At 67.5% G+C, this 17751-nt stretch carries 15 protein-coding genes; 9 read left to right on the top strand and 6 right to left on the bottom strand.

The genetic code is table 11. The annotated features are described in order from the left end of the window. Positions 1-63: 63 nt before the first annotated feature. A complete protein-coding gene (locus tag VD964_RS19400; protein WP_252142242.1) occupies positions 64-516 on the bottom strand; it encodes a c-type cytochrome in 453 nt (150 codons plus the stop codon). A 733-nt stretch (positions 517-1249) separates the two neighbouring features. On the opposite strand from VD964_RS19400, the gene VD964_RS19395 reads away from it, so the two are divergent. The 7 genes from VD964_RS19395 to VD964_RS19365 all read left to right on the top strand — a co-directional run bounded on the left by VD964_RS19395 (position 1250) and on the right by VD964_RS19365 (position 9539). After that, complete coding sequence (locus VD964_RS19395) at positions 1250-2221, top strand: Bug family tripartite tricarboxylate transporter substrate binding protein (protein ID WP_324870156.1); 972 nt, start codon at positions 1250-1252, stop codon at positions 2219-2221. Positions 2222-2271: 50 nt separating this feature from the next. After that, positions 2272-3249: a Bug family tripartite tricarboxylate transporter substrate binding protein gene (locus VD964_RS19390; RefSeq protein WP_324870155.1), complete on the top strand. Its 978-nt coding sequence runs from the start codon at positions 2272-2274 to the stop codon at positions 3247-3249. A 73-nt stretch (positions 3250-3322) separates the two neighbouring features. After that, the gene (locus VD964_RS19385) at positions 3323-3805 is read left to right on the top strand and encodes a tripartite tricarboxylate transporter TctB family protein (RefSeq protein ID WP_324870154.1); all 483 of its coding nucleotides are present in this window, start codon (positions 3323-3325) and stop codon (positions 3803-3805) included. A gap of 27 nt (positions 3806-3832) precedes the next feature. After that, complete coding sequence (locus VD964_RS19380; protein WP_324870153.1) at positions 3833-5353, top strand: tripartite tricarboxylate transporter permease; 1521 nt, start codon at positions 3833-3835, stop codon at positions 5351-5353. An 89-nt stretch (positions 5354-5442) separates the two neighbouring features. Further along, entirely contained in the window at positions 5443-6270 is an 828-nt protein-coding gene (locus tag VD964_RS19375) for a universal stress protein (protein WP_324870152.1), read from the top strand. Positions 6271-6304: 34 nt separating this feature from the next. Then, complete coding sequence (locus VD964_RS19370) at positions 6305-6979, top strand: response regulator transcription factor (protein WP_324870151.1); 675 nt, start codon at positions 6305-6307, stop codon at positions 6977-6979. Beyond that, entirely contained in the window at positions 6951-9539 is a 2589-nt protein-coding gene (locus tag VD964_RS19365) for an extracellular solute-binding protein (protein ID WP_324870150.1), read from the top strand. Before VD964_RS19370 ends, VD964_RS19365 begins: the two co-directional genes overlap by 29 nt. A gap of 10 nt (positions 9540-9549) precedes the next feature. On the opposite strand, the gene btsR is transcribed toward VD964_RS19365, so the two are convergent. Then, a complete protein-coding gene (gene btsR / locus VD964_RS19360) occupies positions 9550-10269 on the bottom strand; it encodes a two-component system response regulator BtsR (RefSeq protein WP_310115732.1) in 720 nt (239 codons plus the stop codon). Further along, positions 10266-11960: a sensor histidine kinase gene (locus tag VD964_RS19355; protein WP_324870149.1), complete on the bottom strand. Its 1695-nt coding sequence runs from the start codon at positions 11958-11960 to the stop codon at positions 10266-10268. Before VD964_RS19355 ends, btsR begins: the two co-directional genes overlap by 4 nt. A 525-nt stretch (positions 11961-12485) precedes the next feature. On the opposite strand from VD964_RS19355, the gene VD964_RS19350 reads away from it, so the two are divergent. Both VD964_RS19350 and VD964_RS19345 read left to right on the top strand, forming a co-directional pair. Further along, positions 12486-13760 (top strand): serine/threonine transporter, encoded by a 1275-nt coding sequence (locus VD964_RS19350; protein ID WP_324870148.1) that lies wholly within the window; start codon positions 12486-12488, stop codon positions 13758-13760. Between the two features lie 145 nt (positions 13761-13905). Beyond that, complete coding sequence (locus VD964_RS19345; RefSeq protein ID WP_324870147.1) at positions 13906-15312, top strand: L-serine ammonia-lyase; 1407 nt, start codon at positions 13906-13908, stop codon at positions 15310-15312. A gap of 48 nt (positions 15313-15360) precedes the next feature. Here the strand turns inward: VD964_RS19345 and VD964_RS19340 are convergent, their stop codons facing one another. Genes VD964_RS19340 through VD964_RS19330 form a run of 3 tightly spaced genes read right to left on the bottom strand, consistent with a single transcriptional unit; the run spans position 15361 to position 17732 of the window. Next, positions 15361-15888: a histidine phosphatase family protein gene (locus tag VD964_RS19340; protein ID WP_324870146.1), complete on the bottom strand. Its 528-nt coding sequence runs from the start codon at positions 15886-15888 to the stop codon at positions 15361-15363. Continuing rightward, a complete protein-coding gene (gene gph / locus VD964_RS19335) occupies positions 15882-16586 on the bottom strand; it encodes a phosphoglycolate phosphatase (RefSeq protein WP_324870145.1) in 705 nt (234 codons plus the stop codon). The genes VD964_RS19340 and gph overlap by 7 nt, the downstream gene beginning before the upstream one ends. 12 nt (positions 16587-16598) lie before the next feature. Next, positions 16599-17732 (bottom strand): ABC transporter ATP-binding protein, encoded by a 1134-nt coding sequence (locus VD964_RS19330; protein WP_324870144.1) that lies wholly within the window; start codon positions 17730-17732, stop codon positions 16599-16601. Positions 17733-17751: the final 19 nt, after the last annotated feature.

Raw genomic sequence — 17751 nt, 5'->3', positions numbered from 1 at the left:
GCGCAGGCGAAGTACCAGTAGGCGATGCGCTGGGTTTCGTATTTCATGCCGCGACCCTCCCCTTCAGCCCGCGTTGTTCGGCGGCCAGCCTTGCGTGTCGATGCGGCTGGTCCATTCGAGGAAATCGACGAGGTCGTTGAGCTCCTGGTCGGTGAGATTGAACTGCGGCATCTGCCGGCGCCCCTCGACCCCGCTGGGCTGCGACTGCATCCAGGCGATCAGCGCCGCGCGCGCACTCTCGGCGTCGTCGCGCCCGCCGTAGCGGACCCAGACATTGCCGAGTTCCGGCGCGAAATAGGCGCCCTCGCCGAGAATCGAATGGCAATTGATGCAGGCGTTCTTTTCCCAGACGTGCTTGCCGCGGGCCACGCTGTCCGACAGCGTCGCCTCGTCCGTGCTGGACGTTCGTATGTAGTAGTGGCTGTGGATCGTCAGGGCGACGAAGGTGACCAGGAAGAAGAGCGATCCGCCATAGAAGATGTTGCGTGCCGCTGATTTCGTGAACCGCTCGGCCATCGCCTCCCCCTCGTTGTCGTTTCGCGACAGGATTGCCAATCCACCTCTAATGAAACCTGTGATGGTTCGCAGGGGCTATGGCGCAAAAGGGGAGAGTGGGCGAATTGAACTCGCAGAGTAACTTTTCGCCTTCCGGAGTGGGACCGAATGGGCTGGCGGTGACTACCCACTATCGCACCCTGTCGATCAAAGGATAACAAGCACCACCTTCGAACAGACACTCCGGCTTGACTGTATGACCAATTGCATGGCTCGGAGGTCATGGCGAGTCAACAAAGGGATTCGACCGGCTCCGCTGCATCGAATACCGCAGTGCGCCGGTGAACGACTCGACAGGCCTGCTTGCCGTCGCCGACGCGCGACAGGATGGAACCCGGTCCGGCATGCTCAGCCGATTGTCGCCGCCCCGGATATTTCGCCTATCCCCTCGAAGGCTGACAGGTTCACGACAGGTTCGTCTGATAAATAATCACCAACACGAATGATCGCTCTGGGAGAAACGTCATGGCGGACCAGCCTGCACGGCCACCGGAAGAAGACCGCAAACCCGCGTTCCATGGCGCCGCGCACGGCGCGGGCGCCGGCGGATCGATTCTGCTCCCGGACATGCCGTTTCCGGAGCGGCGGCCCGGACAGCCCGGCGCAGGGGCGGCGCAGCCGTCCGGTCGGGGCAATCGACAAGGCGATAAACGATAAGTCCGATCGGGGACGGAATCAGTCGGGAGGGTTCATCATGAAATTCGGCATTTCCGCCAAGCTGGCATTCGCCGCGGCCGTGGCGTTCGGCACCGCGTCCTTCACCGCCCCGGCTTCGGCCGAACTGAAGTCGGTGGAGATCATCGCCCCGGCCAATCCCGGCGGCGGTTACGACCAGCATGCCCGCGCGATGCAGCAGGTGATGCAGAACCACAAGCTGGCGTCCGGCGTCCAGGTGGTCAACATCCCCGGCGCCGGCGGCACCATCGGGCTCAGCCAGTTCGTCACGTCGAAGAAGCGCAATCCCGGCATGATGATCAGCGGCCTCGGCATGATCGGCGCGATCCTGATCAACAAGTCGCCGGTGACGCTGGATCAGGTGACGCCGCTGGGCCGCCTGACCGGCGAATACCAGCCGATCGTCGTCGCGGCGGATTCGCCGATCAAGACGCTCGACGACCTGATCCGGAAATTCAAGGCCGATCCCGGTTCGGTGTCCTGGGGCGGCTTCGCCGTCGGCAGCCCCGACCACATCCTCTATGGCCTGATCGTCAAGGCGGTGGGCGGCGACGTCGGCAAGATGAACTACATCGCGGCCGGGGCCGGCGGCGAGATGATGGCGTCGATCCTGGGCGGCCACATCACCGTCGCCACCGGCGGCTACAACGAGATGGCCTCGCAGCTCCAGGCCGGAAAGCTGCGGGCGCTCGCCATCTCTGCGCCGCAGCGCGTGCCCGGAATCGACATCCCGACCTTCAAGGAACAGGGCGTCGACGTTGAACTGGTGAACTGGCGCGCCGTGATGGCGCCGGGGACCCTGAAGGCGGACGAGTTGAAGGCGATGGACGAAGCCGTCGGCGCGATGGTCAAGACCGACGAATGGAAGCAGATCGCCAAGGAGCGCGGCTGGATCGACCTCTACCTGCCGGCCGACCGCTTCGCCGCCTTCCTCAAGGAGGAGCGCAGCCGGATCGGCGCCGTGCTGACCGACCTCGGGCTCGTCAAATAGGGCTTCAAGTAACCCGCCTTTCCACAAAAAACATCACCAGGAGGAACCCCATGGGCACCCGTCGCGCCACCCTGTTCAAGGGCCTGTTCACCGCCGCCGCCCTGATCGCCGGCACCGTCACCGCCACTCCGTCGCTGGCCGAGCTGAAGGGGCTGGAAATCATCGCCCCGGCCAGCCCCGGCGGCGGCTGGGACCAGCATGCGCGCACGCTCCAGCAGGTGCTGCAGAACCAGAAGCTGGCCTCCGGCGTCCAGGTCTCCAACATCCCCGGTGCCGGCGGCACCATCGGACTGGCGCAATTCGTCACCGCCAAGAAGCGCAACCCCGCCATTCTCGTCGGCGGCCAAATCATGCTCGGCGCCATCGTCACCAACAAGTCGGCGGTCACGCTGGACCAGGTGGCGCCGCTGGCCCGGCTGACCGGCGAATACACCGCCATCGTCGTGCCGGCAGATTCGCCCATCAAGTCCTTCGGCGACCTGCTGCAGAAGTTCAAGGCCGACCCCGGTTCGGTGTCGTGGGGCGGCGGTTCGGCCGGCGGCAGCGACCAGATCCTCGCCGGGCTGATCGCCAAGACGGTCGGCATCGACCCGGCCAAGGTCAACTATGTCGCCACCGCCGGCGGCGGCGAGCTGCTGGCCTCGGCGCTGGGCGGCCATGTGACGCTGGGCATGGGCGGCTACAACGAGTTCGCACCGCAGTTCCAGGCCGGAAAGCTGCGCGCCATCGCCGTTTCCGCGCCGCAGCGCCTTCCCGGCACCGACACCCCGACTCTGAAGGAACAGGGCGTCGACCTGGAATTCGTCAACTGGCGCGGCATCTTCGCCCAGGCCAACGCCAAGCCGGCCGAGATGAAGGAGCTTCAGGAGGCCGTGGCCAAGGCGGTCGCCAGCCCCGAATGGCAGGACATCCTGAAGCAGCGCGGCTGGATCGACCAGTACCAGCCGGCCGACCAGTTCGCCGCCTTCCTGAAGGAAGACCGCGCCCGCATCGAAGGGACGCTGAAGGACATCGGCGTCACCAAGTAACGGCGGCTCCGTCGCGGGCGCCCGCAAACCGGGGGGCGCCCATCGGCCACTGCATGGAAAAGGGGAGGATGCGATGACCACTGGCCGCAGTTTGCGGATCGGCGAAGCCTTGCTCGGCGGCGGCCTGTTCGCCCTGGGCGCGCTGATCGCCGTGGAGACCATGCTGACACCGTCCGCCGGCCGCGGCGTCGTCGGCCCTGCCCTGTTCCCCTACCTGATCTCGGCCGGCCTGATGCTGGTCGCCCTGTCGCTGCTGCGCGAGGCCTTCGCCGGGCACATCGCGCATGAAGGCGGGCTGGAGCTGGACCTGCGGGCGGTGGTGCTGGTCGCGGCCGGACTGGCCGCCCAGTTCCTGCTCATCGAATATCTCGGCTGGATTCCGGCCGCCGCCATGCTGTTCGTCGCGGTGGCGCGCGCCTTCGGCAATCGCCGCTATCTGCTGAACGCCGTGTTCGGGCTCGTGCTCGCCGGCGGGACCTTCGCGGTCTTCAACTACGGCCTCGACCTGAACCTGCCGATCGGCACCGTCGGCGAGTGGTTCCTGCCGGCCGAATAAGCGTCCTTTCGGGAAGGAAACGCATCCATGGACACCCTCGCCGCGCTCGGCCACGGCTTCCTCGTGGCACTGACGCCCTACAACCTGCTGTGGTCGGCCATCGGGGTCACCGTGGGCACGGCGGTCGGCGTCCTGCCCGGCATCGGCCCGGCGCTCACCGTGGCGCTGCTGTTGCCGGTCACCTACCATCTGGAGCCGACCTCCGCCTTCATCATGTTCGCCGGCATCTATTACGGCGCCATGTATGGCGGCTCGACCACCTCGATCCTGCTGAACGCGCCGGGCGAGTCGGGCAGCATCGTCACCGCCATCGACGGCCACGCCATGGCCCGCCAGGGCCGCGGCGCCCAGGCGCTCGCCACCGCCGCCATCGGTTCCTTCATCGCCGGCACCATCGCCACCGCGGCGCTGACCTTCGTGGCGCCGCTGATGGTGAAGATGGCGCTGCTGTTCGGCCCGGCCGAGTATTTCGCCCTGATGGTGCTGGCGCTGACCACCGTCACCGCGGTGCTGGGCAATTCGCTGGCGCGCGGGCTGGGCAGCCTGTTCCTCGGGCTGGCTTTAGGGCTGGTCGGCATCGACATGCAGACCGGCCAGGCGCGGCTGGCCTTCGGCGTGCCGGAGCTGCTGGACGGCATCGACACCGTCGTCGTCGCGGTCGGGCTGTTCGCGGTGGGCGAGACGCTCTACGTCGCCTCCCGCTTCCGCTTCGAACGGGAGGAGATCTACGCGCTGAAGGGCTCCAAATGGATGAGCCGGGAGGACTGGTCGCGCTCCTGGAAGCCGTGGCTACGCGGCACCCTGCTGGGCTTCCCCATCGGCACCCTGCCGGCCGGCGGCAGCGAGATCCCGACCTTCCTGTCCTATCTGGTCGAAAAGCGTCTGTCGAAGAAGCCGGAGGAGTTCGGCCACGGCGCCATCGAGGCGGTGGCCGGGCCGGAAGCCGCCAACAACGCGTCCGCCGCCGGCGTGCTGGCGCCGCTGCTGTCGCTCGGCCTGCCGACCTCGGCCACCGCCGCGATCATGCTGGCCGCCTTCCAGCAATACGGCCTGCAGCCCGGCCCGACGCTGTTCGACAGCAACCCGGAACTGGTCTGGGGCATGATCGCCAGCCTCTATGTCGGCAATGTCCTGCTGCTTCTGCTGAACCTGCCGCTGGTGGGGATGTGGGTGAAGCTGCTGGTCATCCCGCGGCCCTGGCTCTATGCCGGCATCCTGGTGTTCTCCACCCTGGGCGCCTACACGCTGAACAACAATGTGGTCGATCTGGTCATCCTGTGGGTGATCGGGCTGGTCGGCTTCGGCATGCGGGTGCTGAACGTGCCGGTGGCGCCCTGCGTCGTCGGGCTGATCCTGGGTCCGCTGGCCGAACAGCAGTTCCGCCGCGCGCTGGCCATCAGCCAGGGCGACGCCACCGTCTTCATCACCCATCCGATCTCCGCCGCGCTGCTCGCCATCGCCGTGCTGCTGGTGGTCGGTCCGCTGGTGATGCGCCGCCGCAGCCGGACCGCCGCGTCCGACCATGCCGGCAAGACCTCCGCGGTCTGATCGCCCACTCTTTCCGGCTCGCCCCTCCCAGCCTGGAATCCGGAAACCGCCTGGATTCCGCAAGCCGGTCCCTGTACGGAGAACACGCCATGAAGAAGGTTCTCGTTCCCCTCACCGGCCGTCCGCTGGACCGCCGCGCCGTCGCCTCCGCCTTCCTGGTCGCCGAACGCTTCGCCGCCCATGTGGAGGGGCTCAGCGTCATGCCGCAGGTGGAAATCCGCACCTCCATCGAAAGTGCCGCCATCCCCAAGGCGCTGGTGGAGCAGCTGATCCGCATCGGACAGGCCGAACAGGCGGAGGTGGTGGACGCCGCCCACCAGCTGTTCGACGAATTCCGCGGCCGTCACGGCGGCGTCACCGCCTCCTGGCAGCAGGCGACCGGCCCGCTGGCGGAAACCGTGTCGGAAGAGGCGCGATTGGCCGACCTCACCGTGATCGCCCAGGCATCCGATGGCACCAATGCGATGGGCCCGGTGATCGAGGCGGCTCTGTTCGGCTCCGGCCGGCCGCTTCTGCTGGCGCCGAAGGCGGAGCCGGCGGCGCTCGGCGACACGGTGGCGGTCGCCTGGGACGGCGGTGCGGCGGCGGCCCGCGCGGTCGCCACCGCCATCCCCTTCCTGCACCGGGCCGGCAAGGTCGTCGTGCTGTCCACCGACACGCCGCCGGACACCCGCTCGGCCGATCCCGACCGCCTGACCGGCTATCTCGCCCTGCACGGCATCGTCGCCACCGTCCAGCGCATCGCCGTATCCTCCGGCGTCAGCCGGGCACTGCTGGAGAACGCCCAGGCGCTGGGCTGCGACCTGCTGGTGATGGGCGGCTACGGTCACAGCCGCGTCCGCGAGCGCGTGTGGGGCGGCGTGACGCTCGACATCCTGCGCGAGCCGCCTACCCTGCCGATCCTGATGGCCCATTGAGGCATCGGACAGGTCCAGACCGGAGGGGCAGCCCATGCGCATTCTCGTCGTCGAAGACACCGAGGATCTGGCCGACGCCATCGTCCACCGCCTGCGCAAGCTGGGCTATGCGGTGGATTGGGTCGCCGACGGCCACGAGGCGGAGGAGCTGCTGCGCCGGGAGCCCTACCAGCTCGTCCTTCTCGACATCATGCTGCCGGGCATCGACGGGCAGGCGCTGCTGGGCCAGCTGCGCCGACGCCGCAACGCCACCCCGGTTCTGATGATGACCGCCCGGTCCCAGGTGGACGTGAAGATCGACCTGCTCGACCTCGGCGCCGACGACTTCATCGTCAAGCCCTTCGACCTGCGCGAGCTGGAGGCACGTTGCCGGGCGCTGCTGCGCCGCTCCCACGGCATGGCGTCGTCGCGCACCGAATTCGGCAACATCCTGTTCGACGCCGCGGCCAAGCTGGTGCAGGTCGACGGCAAGCCGGTGGAACTGGGCGGACGCGAGTTCCGGCTGCTGGAGCTGTTCCTTGGCCATCTCGGCGCCGTTATGTCGAAGGAGGACCTGATGGACCGCCTGTTCAGCCTGGACCAGCCCACCGCGCTGAACGCCATCGAGTTGTACGTCTCGCGCCTGCGGCGCAAGATGCAGGGATCGTCGATGGAGATCCGCACGGTTCGGGGGCTGGGATATGTGGCGGAAATCCGCAACGGGGAGTGAGGGAACCTATTCGCTGCGCCGCCGTCTGTTCATCCGGCTGCTCGGCGTTCTGGCGGTGCTGACCGGCTGCCTGTTCCTGTTCGTCGACGCCTATGCCCGGCGCGCCGCCGACGCCGCCTTCGACCGTCTGCTGGCGGCGTCCGCCCTGTCGATCGCCGACACGGTGCGCGTGCAGGACGGGCAGTTCCTGGTCGATCTGCCCTATTCCTCGCTCAGCATCCTGGCCCAGGGTGGAGAGGAGCAGGGCGGCGGGCGCGACCGTCTCTTCTACCGCATCGTCGCGCCGGACGGATCGCCGGTCACGGGATACGACGACCTGCCGGTGACCGCCAAGTCGGGCGCCAGCGTCCGCCCGCAATTTGCCGACGCCACCTATCGCGAAGCGCGCGTGCGCGTCGCCACGCTCGACCGCTTCGTGGCGCAGCCGGGCCTTGCCGGCTGGGTGACCATCGCCGTCGCCCAGACGCGGGAGGAACGGCAGGCGCTGGCGCGCGACATCCTCGCCAATGCCTTCCTGCCCATCGTCTTCGCCATGCTGGCCGTGGCCGTGCTGGTGTGGTTCGGCATCCGGCAGGCGCTGGCTCCGCTCGGCTCGCTGGAGCGCGCGCTGCGCGACCGCCACGCCCGCGACCTCTCCCCCATCGCCATGCCGCCGCCGCAGGAGGTGTCGCAGCTGGTCCACGCGATCAACCAGCTGATGGAGCGGCTGAAGTCGAACCTGGACACCATGCAGACCTTCCTGGCCGATGCCGCCCACCAGATCCGCACGCCGCTCGCCAGCCTGCGCCTGCAGGCCGAACTTGCGGCGGACGAGGACGATCCCGCCGCCATGCGCCGCATCGCCCAGCGCGTCCACCGCAACGCCGTGGAGGCAAGCCAGCTCACCAGCCAGCTTCTGAACCACGCCATGGTGATGCACCGCAGCGAGGCGCTGAATCCGGAGGACGTGGACATCGGTGCCCTGTTGGAACAGGTGATCCAGCGGGCCCGCCCCGTCGCCGGAGAGACGCCGATCCGGCTGGAGGTCGACCCCGCGGCGGAACCGGGCCTGGTCCCCGGCGACGCCATCAGCCTGCGCGAGGCGCTGACCAACCTCGTGGACAATGCGGTAAAATACGCTGGCGCGGTAAAACATGAAGAGTATGGCGGCGCCATCGACGTGTCCCTGGCCCGCCGGCCCGGCGACCGTGGCCTGCGCATCGAGGTGGCCGACCGCGGTCCCGGCATCCCGGACGCGGAAAAGACGAAGGTGCTGACCCGCTTCGGACGCGGCAGTTCGGCGGCCGGGGTCGCCGGCAGCGGGCTGGGGCTGGCCATCGTCCATTCCGTGGTCGAGGCGCACGGCGCCGCCCTGTCGCTGCTCGACCGTCCGGGCGGCGGGCTGGTAGCGCGGATCGACTTCCCCAGCGCGCTCGCCGGCATCACCGCCGCCACCGGGTCCGATCCCGTCGCCGGCCCGTCCGTCGGCCGGGCTGCATTGCTGGCCGTGGCCTTCGCGGCATTGACCGCGCTGTGGTCACCCGCGCAGACGGCAGCGCAAACGGCGACCCCAGCAACGACGCAGACCATCACCTATCCGGCCCCCGGCACGGCGCGTGATCGGCTGCGCATCCACGCGGCGACCGACCGGCAGGCGATGGAGCCGCTGGTCCTCGACTTCCAGCGCGCGCATCCGGACGTCACGGTGGAGTATGTCGACGTCGGCACGTCCGAGCTGTACGCCCGGGCGGTCAAGGATGCCGAGACGGACAAGCCGGACCTGCTGATCAGCTCCGCCGCCGACCTGCAGGTCAAGCTGGTGAATGACGGCCACACCCAGCCCCATATCCCGGCCGACAGCCAGTTCCTGCCGGGCTGGGCCAACTGGCGGAACGAAGCCTTCGGCTTCACCTTCGAGCCGGCAGTGATCGCCTATGACCGCAACCGCCTGGCCGAAGACCGGGTGCCGCGCACCCGCGACGCGCTGATCCGGCTGCTGCGCGACGATCGCGCCCATTACGGCCGGCTGGTCGCCACCTACGACGTCACCATCAGCGGCATCGGCTATCTCCTGGCCTCGCACGACGCGCTTCTGTTCAGCCAATATTGGCAACTGGTGGCGCTGATGGGCAATGCCCAGGTGCGGACGGCCTGCTGCAGCGCCGACCTTCTCGACATGGTGGAGCGGGGCGAAGCACTGATCGCCTACAATGTCCTGGGGTCCTACGCGCGGGCGCGGGTGGCGGCCGGCGCCCCCATCGGCATCGTGATGCCGGAGGACTACACGCTGGTCATCTCGCGCGTGGCGGTGATCCCGAAATCGGCGCCGCGCCCCCGGCTGGCCGGCCTGTTCATCGATTACCTGCTGTCCACCCGCGGGCAGGAAGTGGTCGCCGACCGCTCCGCCCTTTACGCCCTCTCCTCCTCGGTCACCCGAGAGGCGTCGGCCGCCGGCCTGCGCTCCAGCACCGTGGCGCCCCTGCAGCCGATAGCACTCAGCGCGGCACTGCTGGTCTTCCTCGACCCGCTCAAGCGCGGGACTTTCCTGCGGCAATGGCGGTCGGCGGTGCAGCTGCCCTGAGGTTTCCCGGTCACAGGATCCCGAGCCGCTCCTTGATCTGCGGGAAGAAGCGCCGGCTCACGGGGATGACCTGCCCGCGTTTCGTGCTGATTTCCGCAAGGCCGTTTTCCAGGAAGTTGATCTTCTCGATGCAGTCGGTGTTGACCAGATACTGACGATGGCAGCGCAGCAGCGGCGTGCGGTCCTGAAGGATGTGGAGGGGAAGTTCCGTCGGCCGTTCGGTTCCGTCGGTGGAGACCACATAGACGCCGCTGACGCCGGACGCCACATGCTCGACATCCTCCATGCGCACCAGCTGCACATGGTGCTGCCCGAAGCAGGGGATCTGGCGCAGCTGGTTGGCGCCCGGAAGCTGGTCGATCTTCTGCGGTTCGCGGTCGCGGCGAAGGCGCTGCAGCGTCTTGTCGAGACGGGCCTGATTGACTGGCTTCAGCAGGTAATCGAAGGCATGCTGCTCGAATGCCTGCACCGCGAACTCGTCGTAGGCCGTCAGGAAGACGATGTGCGGCATCTTTTCATGGTCGAGCATGCTCAGCATCTCGATGCCGCTCACCCGCGGCATCTGGATGTCCAGGAACACGACGTCCGGCTTTTCCCGGTTGATCACGCCGATGGCGTCGATGGCGTTGCTGCATTCCCCGATGACGTTGATGTCGTCGGTCTTCGAAAGAACGCGGCGAAGTTCCTTGCGGGCCAGCGGTTCGTCATCGACGATGAGCACGTTGATCATTTGGAAGCGGCCTCCAGAGGAACCCGGATCGTGATGCGGGTGAAGACGTCCCGCTCGGACGCAACGGTAACACCGTATGAAGGGCCGAAACAGTTCTTGATGCGGCGGTCGACCAGGCTCATGCCGAGCCCCTGACCTGTCGGTTTCGGTTCGTACAGGCCGGCATTGTCTTCGACATCGACGACGAGAACTTCGTTCTCCTGCCGGGCCTTTATGGAAACATGGCCGGGACGGAGCAACTGCGACGTGCCGTGCTTGATCGAATTCTCCACCACCGGCTGGAGCGTGAAGGCCGGCAGCCGCACCCGGCCGAGGCTGTCGGGGATGTCGATGTCCACCGACAGGCTGTCGGAAAAGCGCGCGAGTTCGATCTGCAGATAGGCGTTCACATGCTCGATCTCCTCGGCCAGCGGTGCGATCTGGCTCGGGCGCTTCAGGTTCATGCGGAAGAAGGTGGACAGGTCGCCGATCAGGTCGCGGGCCTTTTCCGGATCGTCGCAGGTGACGGCGGCGATGGTGTTCAGCGCGTTGAACAGGAAATGCGGGTTCACCTGGGCATGCAGAAGCTTGATCTCCGCCTGCGCCAGCATCGCCTTCTGCTGTTCGTAGCGGCCGGCGAGGATCTGGCTCGACAGAAGCTTGGCGATGCCCTCGCCGAGCGTGCGGTTGATGGTGGAGAACAGCTTGGTCTTGGGCTCGTACAGCTTGATCGTGCCGATGACGTGGCTGTCCTCGCCGACCAGCGGGATGACCAGCGACGCCCCCAGCGGACAGGTCGGGCTGATCGAGCACTGATAGGCCACCTCGTTGCCATCGGCATAGATGACTTCGTTGTTGGCGATGGCGTCCAGCGTGCTCGCCGAGGAAATCCGCGTGCCGGGCAGGTGATGGTCGTCGCCGATGCCGATGAAGGCGAGGATCTTCTCGCGGTCGGTGATGGCGACGGCACCCACCCCGGTCTCCTCATAGATGATCCGGGCGACGGTCATGCTGTTTTCCTGGTTGAAGCCCCGGCGCAGCACGCCGTCGGCCCGCGCGGCGATCGCCAGCGCCTTGGCGGAAAACAGGCTGGACTGCCGTTCGATCAGTGCCCGGCGGTCGAGCAGGATGCCGATGAACATCGCCGCACCCAGCGTATTGGCGATCAGTTCCGGCACCGCGATCAGCAGCACGATCTCCAGCGTCTGGCCGAAGGGCCGCGCCACCGCGAGATCGATCAGCAGTTCGAGCACCACCCCGACGAAGGTCAGGGCGCCGGCCTTGACCGGATCGAACAGGGTGCGGACCTTGCCTTTCCTGATGAGGTGGCGGTGCATCAGGCCGCCCAGCAGGCCTTGCACGACGATGCCGAGGGCGGCCGCGAGCGCGAAGGATCCGCCCAGCGAATAACGGTACAGCCCCCCGGTGATTCCCACCGCGACGCCGACCACCGGCCCGCCGAGAAGCCCGCCGAGCACCGCGCCGATCGCCGGCGTGTTGGCGATGGCATGGACCACCGGCATGCCGAGGATGGCCCCCATCATGCAGAACACAGAGAAGATGACGTAGCAGGCCAGCTTGTGCGGCGGCCGGATCGTCACATGCGTCAGCGGAATGAAGAACTTCGTCCTGCTGAGGAGGTAGGCCACCACCAGATAGACGCACATCTGCTGGAGAAGGACCAGAGAGAGGTCCACGAGATTGATCTGCATCGGTTGAAGCTCCCTACACCCGCGCATCCGGTCCGTCGGGTCCGGGCAGGTGAGCGACGGCATGTGCTGGGCTGAGGCGCATGGTGTGAACCATCCCCGACCGAAAGACCAGTGAGAAGCGGCGGGGCGGATTCATGCACCTCAGATCCCCCTCTCCCCCGCTCACGCGCAAACGAAGTTTGCGCTGACGCGGCAGGCGGACCTTTGGTCCGCCGAGAGCGGGGAGAGGGTCGGGGTGAGGGGGATGCACTGCGTGCCCTCCCGAGAATCCCCGCCACGTCACCCCCTCACCCTAACCCTCTCCCCCCTGGGGAGAGGGGACTCCGCGGGCATCGGGCGATGTGTGCGCCCCCGCCCGCCTCCGCTCATTTTTCCATTCCGCCGCTCATTTCGCTATTCCACCGCTCCCGGGATCGGTCAGGCATTGCCGACGGAGTGTTGATAGGCTTCCTCCAGGTCAACAAAGCGCAGCCTTTCCGGGATGGCCTGAACATCCACGATCAAAGGCATGCTGGAGGCATAAAAATGGTCAGCATCTCAACGGATTCCACGAGGCTTGGCAATCCTCCACTGCCGTGGACCAAGCATGACACCATGTGGATGCTTGGGCTCTTCGGAACGGCTATTGGCGCAGGCACCCTTTTTCTTCCCATCAACGCCGGCCTTGGCGGTTTCTGGCCGCTGGCGGTGATGGCGGTCATCGCCTTCCCGATGACCTATCTGGCCCACCGGGGACTGTGCCGCTTCATCCTGTCCTCGTCCAAACCGGGCAGCGACATCACCGAGGTGGTGACCGAGCATTTCGGCGCCACCGCGGGCAAGCTCATCACCCTGCTGTACTTCTTCACCATCCTGCCGATTCTGCTGATCTACGGCGTCGGCCTGACCAACACGGTCCAGAGCTTCATGGTGCATCAGCTGGGCATGGTGCCGCCGCCGCGCATCCTGCTGTCGCTGGGCCTGATCCTCGGGCTGATGGCCGTCATCAAGCTGGGCGAGCAGATGGTCGTCCGGGTCATGAGCTGGCTCGTCTATCCCTTCGTGCTGGTCCTGATGGGCATCGGCCTCTATCTCGCCCCCGACTGGAATGGCGCGATCCTCGAACAAGCCCCGACCGCCGGCCAGTTCAGCCTGACCCTGTGGCTCAGCATCCCGGCCCTGGTCTTCTCCTTCAACCACTCCCCGGCCATTTCCCGCTTCGTCGTCGCCCAGCAGAACCAGTATGGCGAAGAGGCTGAAGCGCAGACCACCCGCATCGAGAAGTATGCGGTCGTCATGATGGTCCTGGTCGTCATGTTCTTCGTCTTCAGCTGCGTCTTCAGTCTGACCCCGCAGGAACTGGCCGACGCGAAGGCCCAGAACATCTCGATCCTGTCCTATCTCGGCAACAAGTTCGACAACCCGCTGATGGCCCTCCTGACCCCGGCCGTGGCGTTCGTGGCGATCACCAAGTCCTTCTTCGGCCACTATCTCGGCGCCCGCGAAGGCCTGAACGGCCTGATCTCGCAGCAGCTTCGCAGCCAGGGCAAGTCCGTCAACCTCAAGGCGATCAACAGCTTCAGCGCCCTGTTCATGGTCGCCGCCGTCTGGATCGCCGCCACGCTCAACCCCAGCATCCTCGGCATGATCGAATCCCTGTGTGGTCCCATCATCGCCGCCCTGCTCTTCATCATGCCGATGTACGCGATCCGCAAGGTGCCGGCCATGCGCAAATACGCCGGCCAGCCGGGCAACGTGGTGGTCCTGTTCATCGGCAGCGTCGCGATGTCCGCCATCCTCTACTCCCTGCTCAGCCTCTGACGATCCCACTCTCTCCCCTGCCCATCGTTTCCGCTCAAGGCGGCCCCGTCCACCGCGACGGGTGCCGCCTGAAGCGGCGAAGAGAAGACCAAGCAAGGCATCTCCCCATCGGTATCCGGGGCCGTCCACAGGAAGGAAGCACGCCATGATCAGCATGTTCGACCTCTACAAGGTCGGTATCGGCCCCTCCAGTTCGCACACGGTGGGACCGATGAGGGCAGCCAAGCAGTTCGTGGACGCCCTGCGCTCCTGCGGCGGGTTCGATGCTACAACCCGCGTCGCGGTGGACATCTACGGTTCGCTGGCGCTGACCGGCAAGGGCCACCACACCGACGTCGCCCTCATGCTCGGCCTCGCCGGGAACCTGCCGGACACGGTCGCCATCGACACGATCCCCGCCTTCCTGCAGCAGGTGCGCAATTCGCACAGCCTGCCGCTGGGACAGGAGGGCAAGCCGATCGACTTCCCGCCGACCGCCATCACCTTCCACCGGTCGAACCTGCCCCGGCACGAGAACGGCATGACGATCCAGGCCTTCGACGGCGATCGGCTGCTGCTGGGCAAGACCTATTATTCGATCGGTGGCGGCTTCGTCGTCGAGGACGAGAATTTCGGCAAGCAGAGCGGCGACGAAGTGGAGCTTCCCTATCCCTACGCCTCCGCCGCCGAGCTGCTGGCCCATTGCCGGAAAACCGGCCTGTCCTTCTCCGGCCTGATCCTGCAGAACGAACTGCGCCTGCACAGCCATCAGGAGATCCGGGACTATTTCGCCAACATCTGGCAGACGATGCGCGCCTGCATGGACCGCGGCATGACGACCGAGGGCGTGCTGCCCGGTCCGATGCGGGTTCCCCGCCGGGCCGCCATCCTGCGCCGCCAGCTCGCCTCGTCGGAAGCTCTGTCGCGCGACCCGATGAACGTGGTCGACTGGGTCAACATGTTCGCCTTCGCCGTGAACGAGGAGAATGCGGCGGGCGGGCGCGTCGTCACCGCGCCGACCAACGGCGCCTGCGGCATCGTCCCCGCCGTGCTCGCCTACTACCATAATTTCATCAAGCCGGTGGACGAGGACGCCTGCGTCCGCTTCTTCCTGGCGTCGGCCGCCATCGGCGCGCTCTACAAGCGGAACGCCTCCATCTCCGGCGCCGAGGTCGGCTGCCAGGGCGAGGTCGGCGTCGCCTGCTCGATGGCCGCCGGCGGCCTTGCCGACTTGATGGGCGGCAGCCCCGAACAGGTGTGCATCGCCGCCGAGATCGCGATGGAGCACAATCTCGGCCTGACCTGCGATCCGGTCGGCGGGCAGGTGCAGATCCCTTGCATCGAACGCAACGCCATGGGCGCCATGAAGGCGATCAACGCGACGCGCATGGCCCTGCACCGGACCAGCGAACCGCTGGTGTCGCTCGACAAGGTCATCGAGACGATGTTCGAGACCGGCAAGGACATGGACCCGAAATACCGCGAAACCTCCTGCGGCGGTCTGGCGGTCAAGGTGGTCGCGCAAACCTCCCCGCAGACGCAGGACAGCGACGGCGTCAACTGGGCGGCCTGACACCGCCCACAGTCCTCAAAACTGGCCTCTCCGTACAGGGCGCCCGTGTCACCCGACGCGGGCGCCCTGCCGCGTCAGGGTAACGGGCGACGCGTTCGGCGGCCACAGCAGCGCGGACTCCACGCCCAACCATCGGCAGAGCACCGGCCAAGTGCCGGCATGCGCGACGATCAGGGGCGGGCGGGCGTCCGCGGGTACCGGCAAGCCGTTTAGCGCCGCAGTGACGCGGGCGCCGAATGCGGCCAGGCTTTCCCCATTCGGCACCTCCTCGCGCAACAGGTCGGCGGGAATGGCCCCGCCCTCCAGATCGCCCCAGCGGCGCTCCTCCAGACCGGCGACCGGGACGACCGGAGCCGCCAACGCCTCGGCCAGGATGGCCGCCGTCTCCAGCGCCCGGCGCTGCGGGCTGCTGTAGATGACCGGGACCTGCTGCCGCCCGGCGATCAGGGCCGCGGCGGCGGCCTGCGCCTGTGCCCGGCCCCGCTCGGTCAGCGACACGTCGCGCGAACCGGCAAGCCAGCCGCCGAGGTTGCTCTCCGTCTCGCCATGGCGGCAGAAGATCACCGCGGTCAGCATGACAGCCGTTTCGCCAGATCGGCAAAGCCGTCGAGAATGCCGTCATGCGGCAGGCTTTCCAGCGGCACCCGGGCGTAGCCGTAGGGCACCACCATCACCCGCGCGACACCGGCCGCGCGGGCAGCGGCCACGTCGTGCTCGTTGTCGCCGACGAAGACGGCCTCCTCCGGCCGGACCTCCAGCCGGGCCAGCAGTCCCAGCACCGGTTCCGGCGACGGCTTGCGGGTCGGATAGCTGTCGCCGCCGACCACGGCGGCGAAATGGCCGGCGATGCCCAGATCGCCGAGCAGCCGCAGGGTCGCCGCCATCGGCTTGTTGGTGCAGACACCGAGCCTGAGGCCGGCCGCCGCCAGCGCCTCCAGCGTTTCGGCGACGCCGGGATAGAGCGCGCTGTGGGCGCTCGGGTCGGCCTCGTAGATTTCCAGAAAGCGTTCGACGCAGCGGGCGGCCTCGTCCGGGGCCGGAACCCCGCCGGTGGCGGCCAGCACGCGCTCCACCAGCTTGGGTGCTCCGTCGCCGACGAAGGAGCGTACCGACGGCAGATCGACCGGCGGGCGTCCCAACTCGGCGAGCAGGGCGTTGGAGGCATGCATCAGGTCGGCGACGCTGTCCACCAGCGTGCCGTCGAGGTCGAAGGCGACGGCACGGATGGCGGTGCGGATGGCGGGAAGGTCGAGGCTGTCGGCGGGGTTGGTCACGGTCACGGCACCTTACTGGCGGAGGAAGCGGGCCTTGTCGGCCGCAAGGTCGAGGATGATCGGAGCATCCGGGGCGAGCAGAGCATCGCCCGCCTGATGCGGCGCGTCCACCTGTACCAGCTGCCCGCCGACATCCACCGCGTAGCGGATGGAGGCGCCGAGGAACTCCCGGTGCCGGATGACGCCGGTCAGTCGGGCATGGCCGGGAGCCGGCGGTCCGCCATCGGTCCGGATGGCGAGGTTCTGCGGGCGGAACATCAGCTTGCCCCCAGTTCCCGCCCCGGCCGCACCCGCCTCCACCGATGGCGGCAGCGCCACCGGCGTTATGCCGTTGCCGACGAAGACTCTGCCGGCGGCGCCATCGCTCCGCACCTCCCCGTCCAGCACATTGGCCGTGCCGAGGAAGCCGGCGACGAACAGGTTGGCGGGATGGTCGTAAAGGTCCTGCGGGGTGCCGACCTGCTGCACCTTGCCGTCCTCCATCACCGCGATGCGGTCGCAGATGGTGTTGGCCTCCTCCTGGTCGTGGGTGACGAAGATGGTGGTCAGGCCGAGCTTGCGCTGCAGGCTCAGCAGTTCCTGGCGCATCTGCACGCGCAGCTTGGCGTCGAGGTTCGACAACGGCTCGTCGAGCAGCAGGACCTTCGGCTCGATCACGATGGTGCGGGCCAGCGCCACGCGCTGCTGCTGCCCGCCCGACAGCTGCGACGGCCGGCGGTCGGCTAGATGTTTCAGCCCGACCAGATCGAGGGCGGCGTCCACCCGCCGTTCAATCTCGGCGCGGGGCACGCGCCGCTCCTCCAGCCCGAAGGCGACGTTGCGGCGCACGGTCATGTGCGGCCACAGGGCGTAGCTCTGGAACACCATGCCGACATCGCGGCGGTGCGGCGGCAGGGTGGAGATGTCGCGCCCGCCGATGCGCACCGCGCCGCGCTGGGCGGTGTTGAAGCCGGCGATCAGCCGCAGCAGCGTGGTCTTGCCGCAGCCCGACGGCCCAAGGAAGGCGAAGAACTCGCCCGGCTTGATGGCGAGGTTCACGTCCTTCAGCACATGGTTGCTGCCGTAGGACAGGTTGACGCCTTCGATGTCGACGCCGACGCTCTCGATCTGGGCGGCGAGCGCGGCCGGGGAAAACTGGTGGTTCATGATGGGGATCCCCTCAAGG

The sequence above is a fragment of the Azospirillum sp. genome (assembly GCF_035628975.1).
Lineage (GTDB): Bacteria > Pseudomonadota > Alphaproteobacteria > Azospirillales > Azospirillaceae > Azospirillum.
Note: the sequence above shows the minus strand (reverse complement) of the source record. Positions and strands in the feature narration are given on the sequence as shown.

Excerpts from the sequence above, each read along its gene's own strand:
- VD964_RS19400 (WP_252142242.1), bottom strand. The coding sequence starts at position 516 with ATGGCCGAGCGGTTCACGAAATCAGCGGCACGCAACATCTTCTATGGC.
- VD964_RS19395 (WP_324870156.1), top strand. The coding sequence starts at position 1,250 with ATGAAATTCGGCATTTCCGCCAAGCTGGCATTCGCCGCGGCCGTGGCG.
- VD964_RS19390 (WP_324870155.1), top strand. The coding sequence starts at position 2,272 with ATGGGCACCCGTCGCGCCACCCTGTTCAAGGGCCTGTTCACCGCCGCC.
- VD964_RS19385 (WP_324870154.1), top strand. The coding sequence starts at position 3,323 with ATGACCACTGGCCGCAGTTTGCGGATCGGCGAAGCCTTGCTCGGCGGC.
- VD964_RS19380 (WP_324870153.1), top strand. The coding sequence starts at position 3,833 with ATGGACACCCTCGCCGCGCTCGGCCACGGCTTCCTCGTGGCACTGACG.
- VD964_RS19375 (WP_324870152.1), top strand. The coding sequence starts at position 5,443 with ATGAAGAAGGTTCTCGTTCCCCTCACCGGCCGTCCGCTGGACCGCCGC.
- VD964_RS19370 (WP_324870151.1), top strand. The coding sequence starts at position 6,305 with ATGCGCATTCTCGTCGTCGAAGACACCGAGGATCTGGCCGACGCCATC.
- VD964_RS19365 (WP_324870150.1), top strand. The coding sequence starts at position 6,951 with ATGTGGCGGAAATCCGCAACGGGGAGTGAGGGAACCTATTCGCTGCGC.
- btsR (WP_310115732.1), bottom strand. The coding sequence starts at position 10,269 with ATGATCAACGTGCTCATCGTCGATGACGAACCGCTGGCCCGCAAGGAA.
- VD964_RS19355 (WP_324870149.1), bottom strand. The coding sequence starts at position 11,960 with ATGCAGATCAATCTCGTGGACCTCTCTCTGGTCCTTCTCCAGCAGATG.
- VD964_RS19350 (WP_324870148.1), top strand. The coding sequence starts at position 12,486 with ATGGTCAGCATCTCAACGGATTCCACGAGGCTTGGCAATCCTCCACTG.
- VD964_RS19345 (WP_324870147.1), top strand. The coding sequence starts at position 13,906 with ATGATCAGCATGTTCGACCTCTACAAGGTCGGTATCGGCCCCTCCAGT.
- VD964_RS19340 (WP_324870146.1), bottom strand. The coding sequence starts at position 15,888 with ATGCTGACCGCGGTGATCTTCTGCCGCCATGGCGAGACGGAGAGCAAC.
- VD964_RS19330 (WP_324870144.1), bottom strand. The coding sequence starts at position 17,732 with ATGAACCACCAGTTTTCCCCGGCCGCGCTCGCCGCCCAGATCGAGAGC.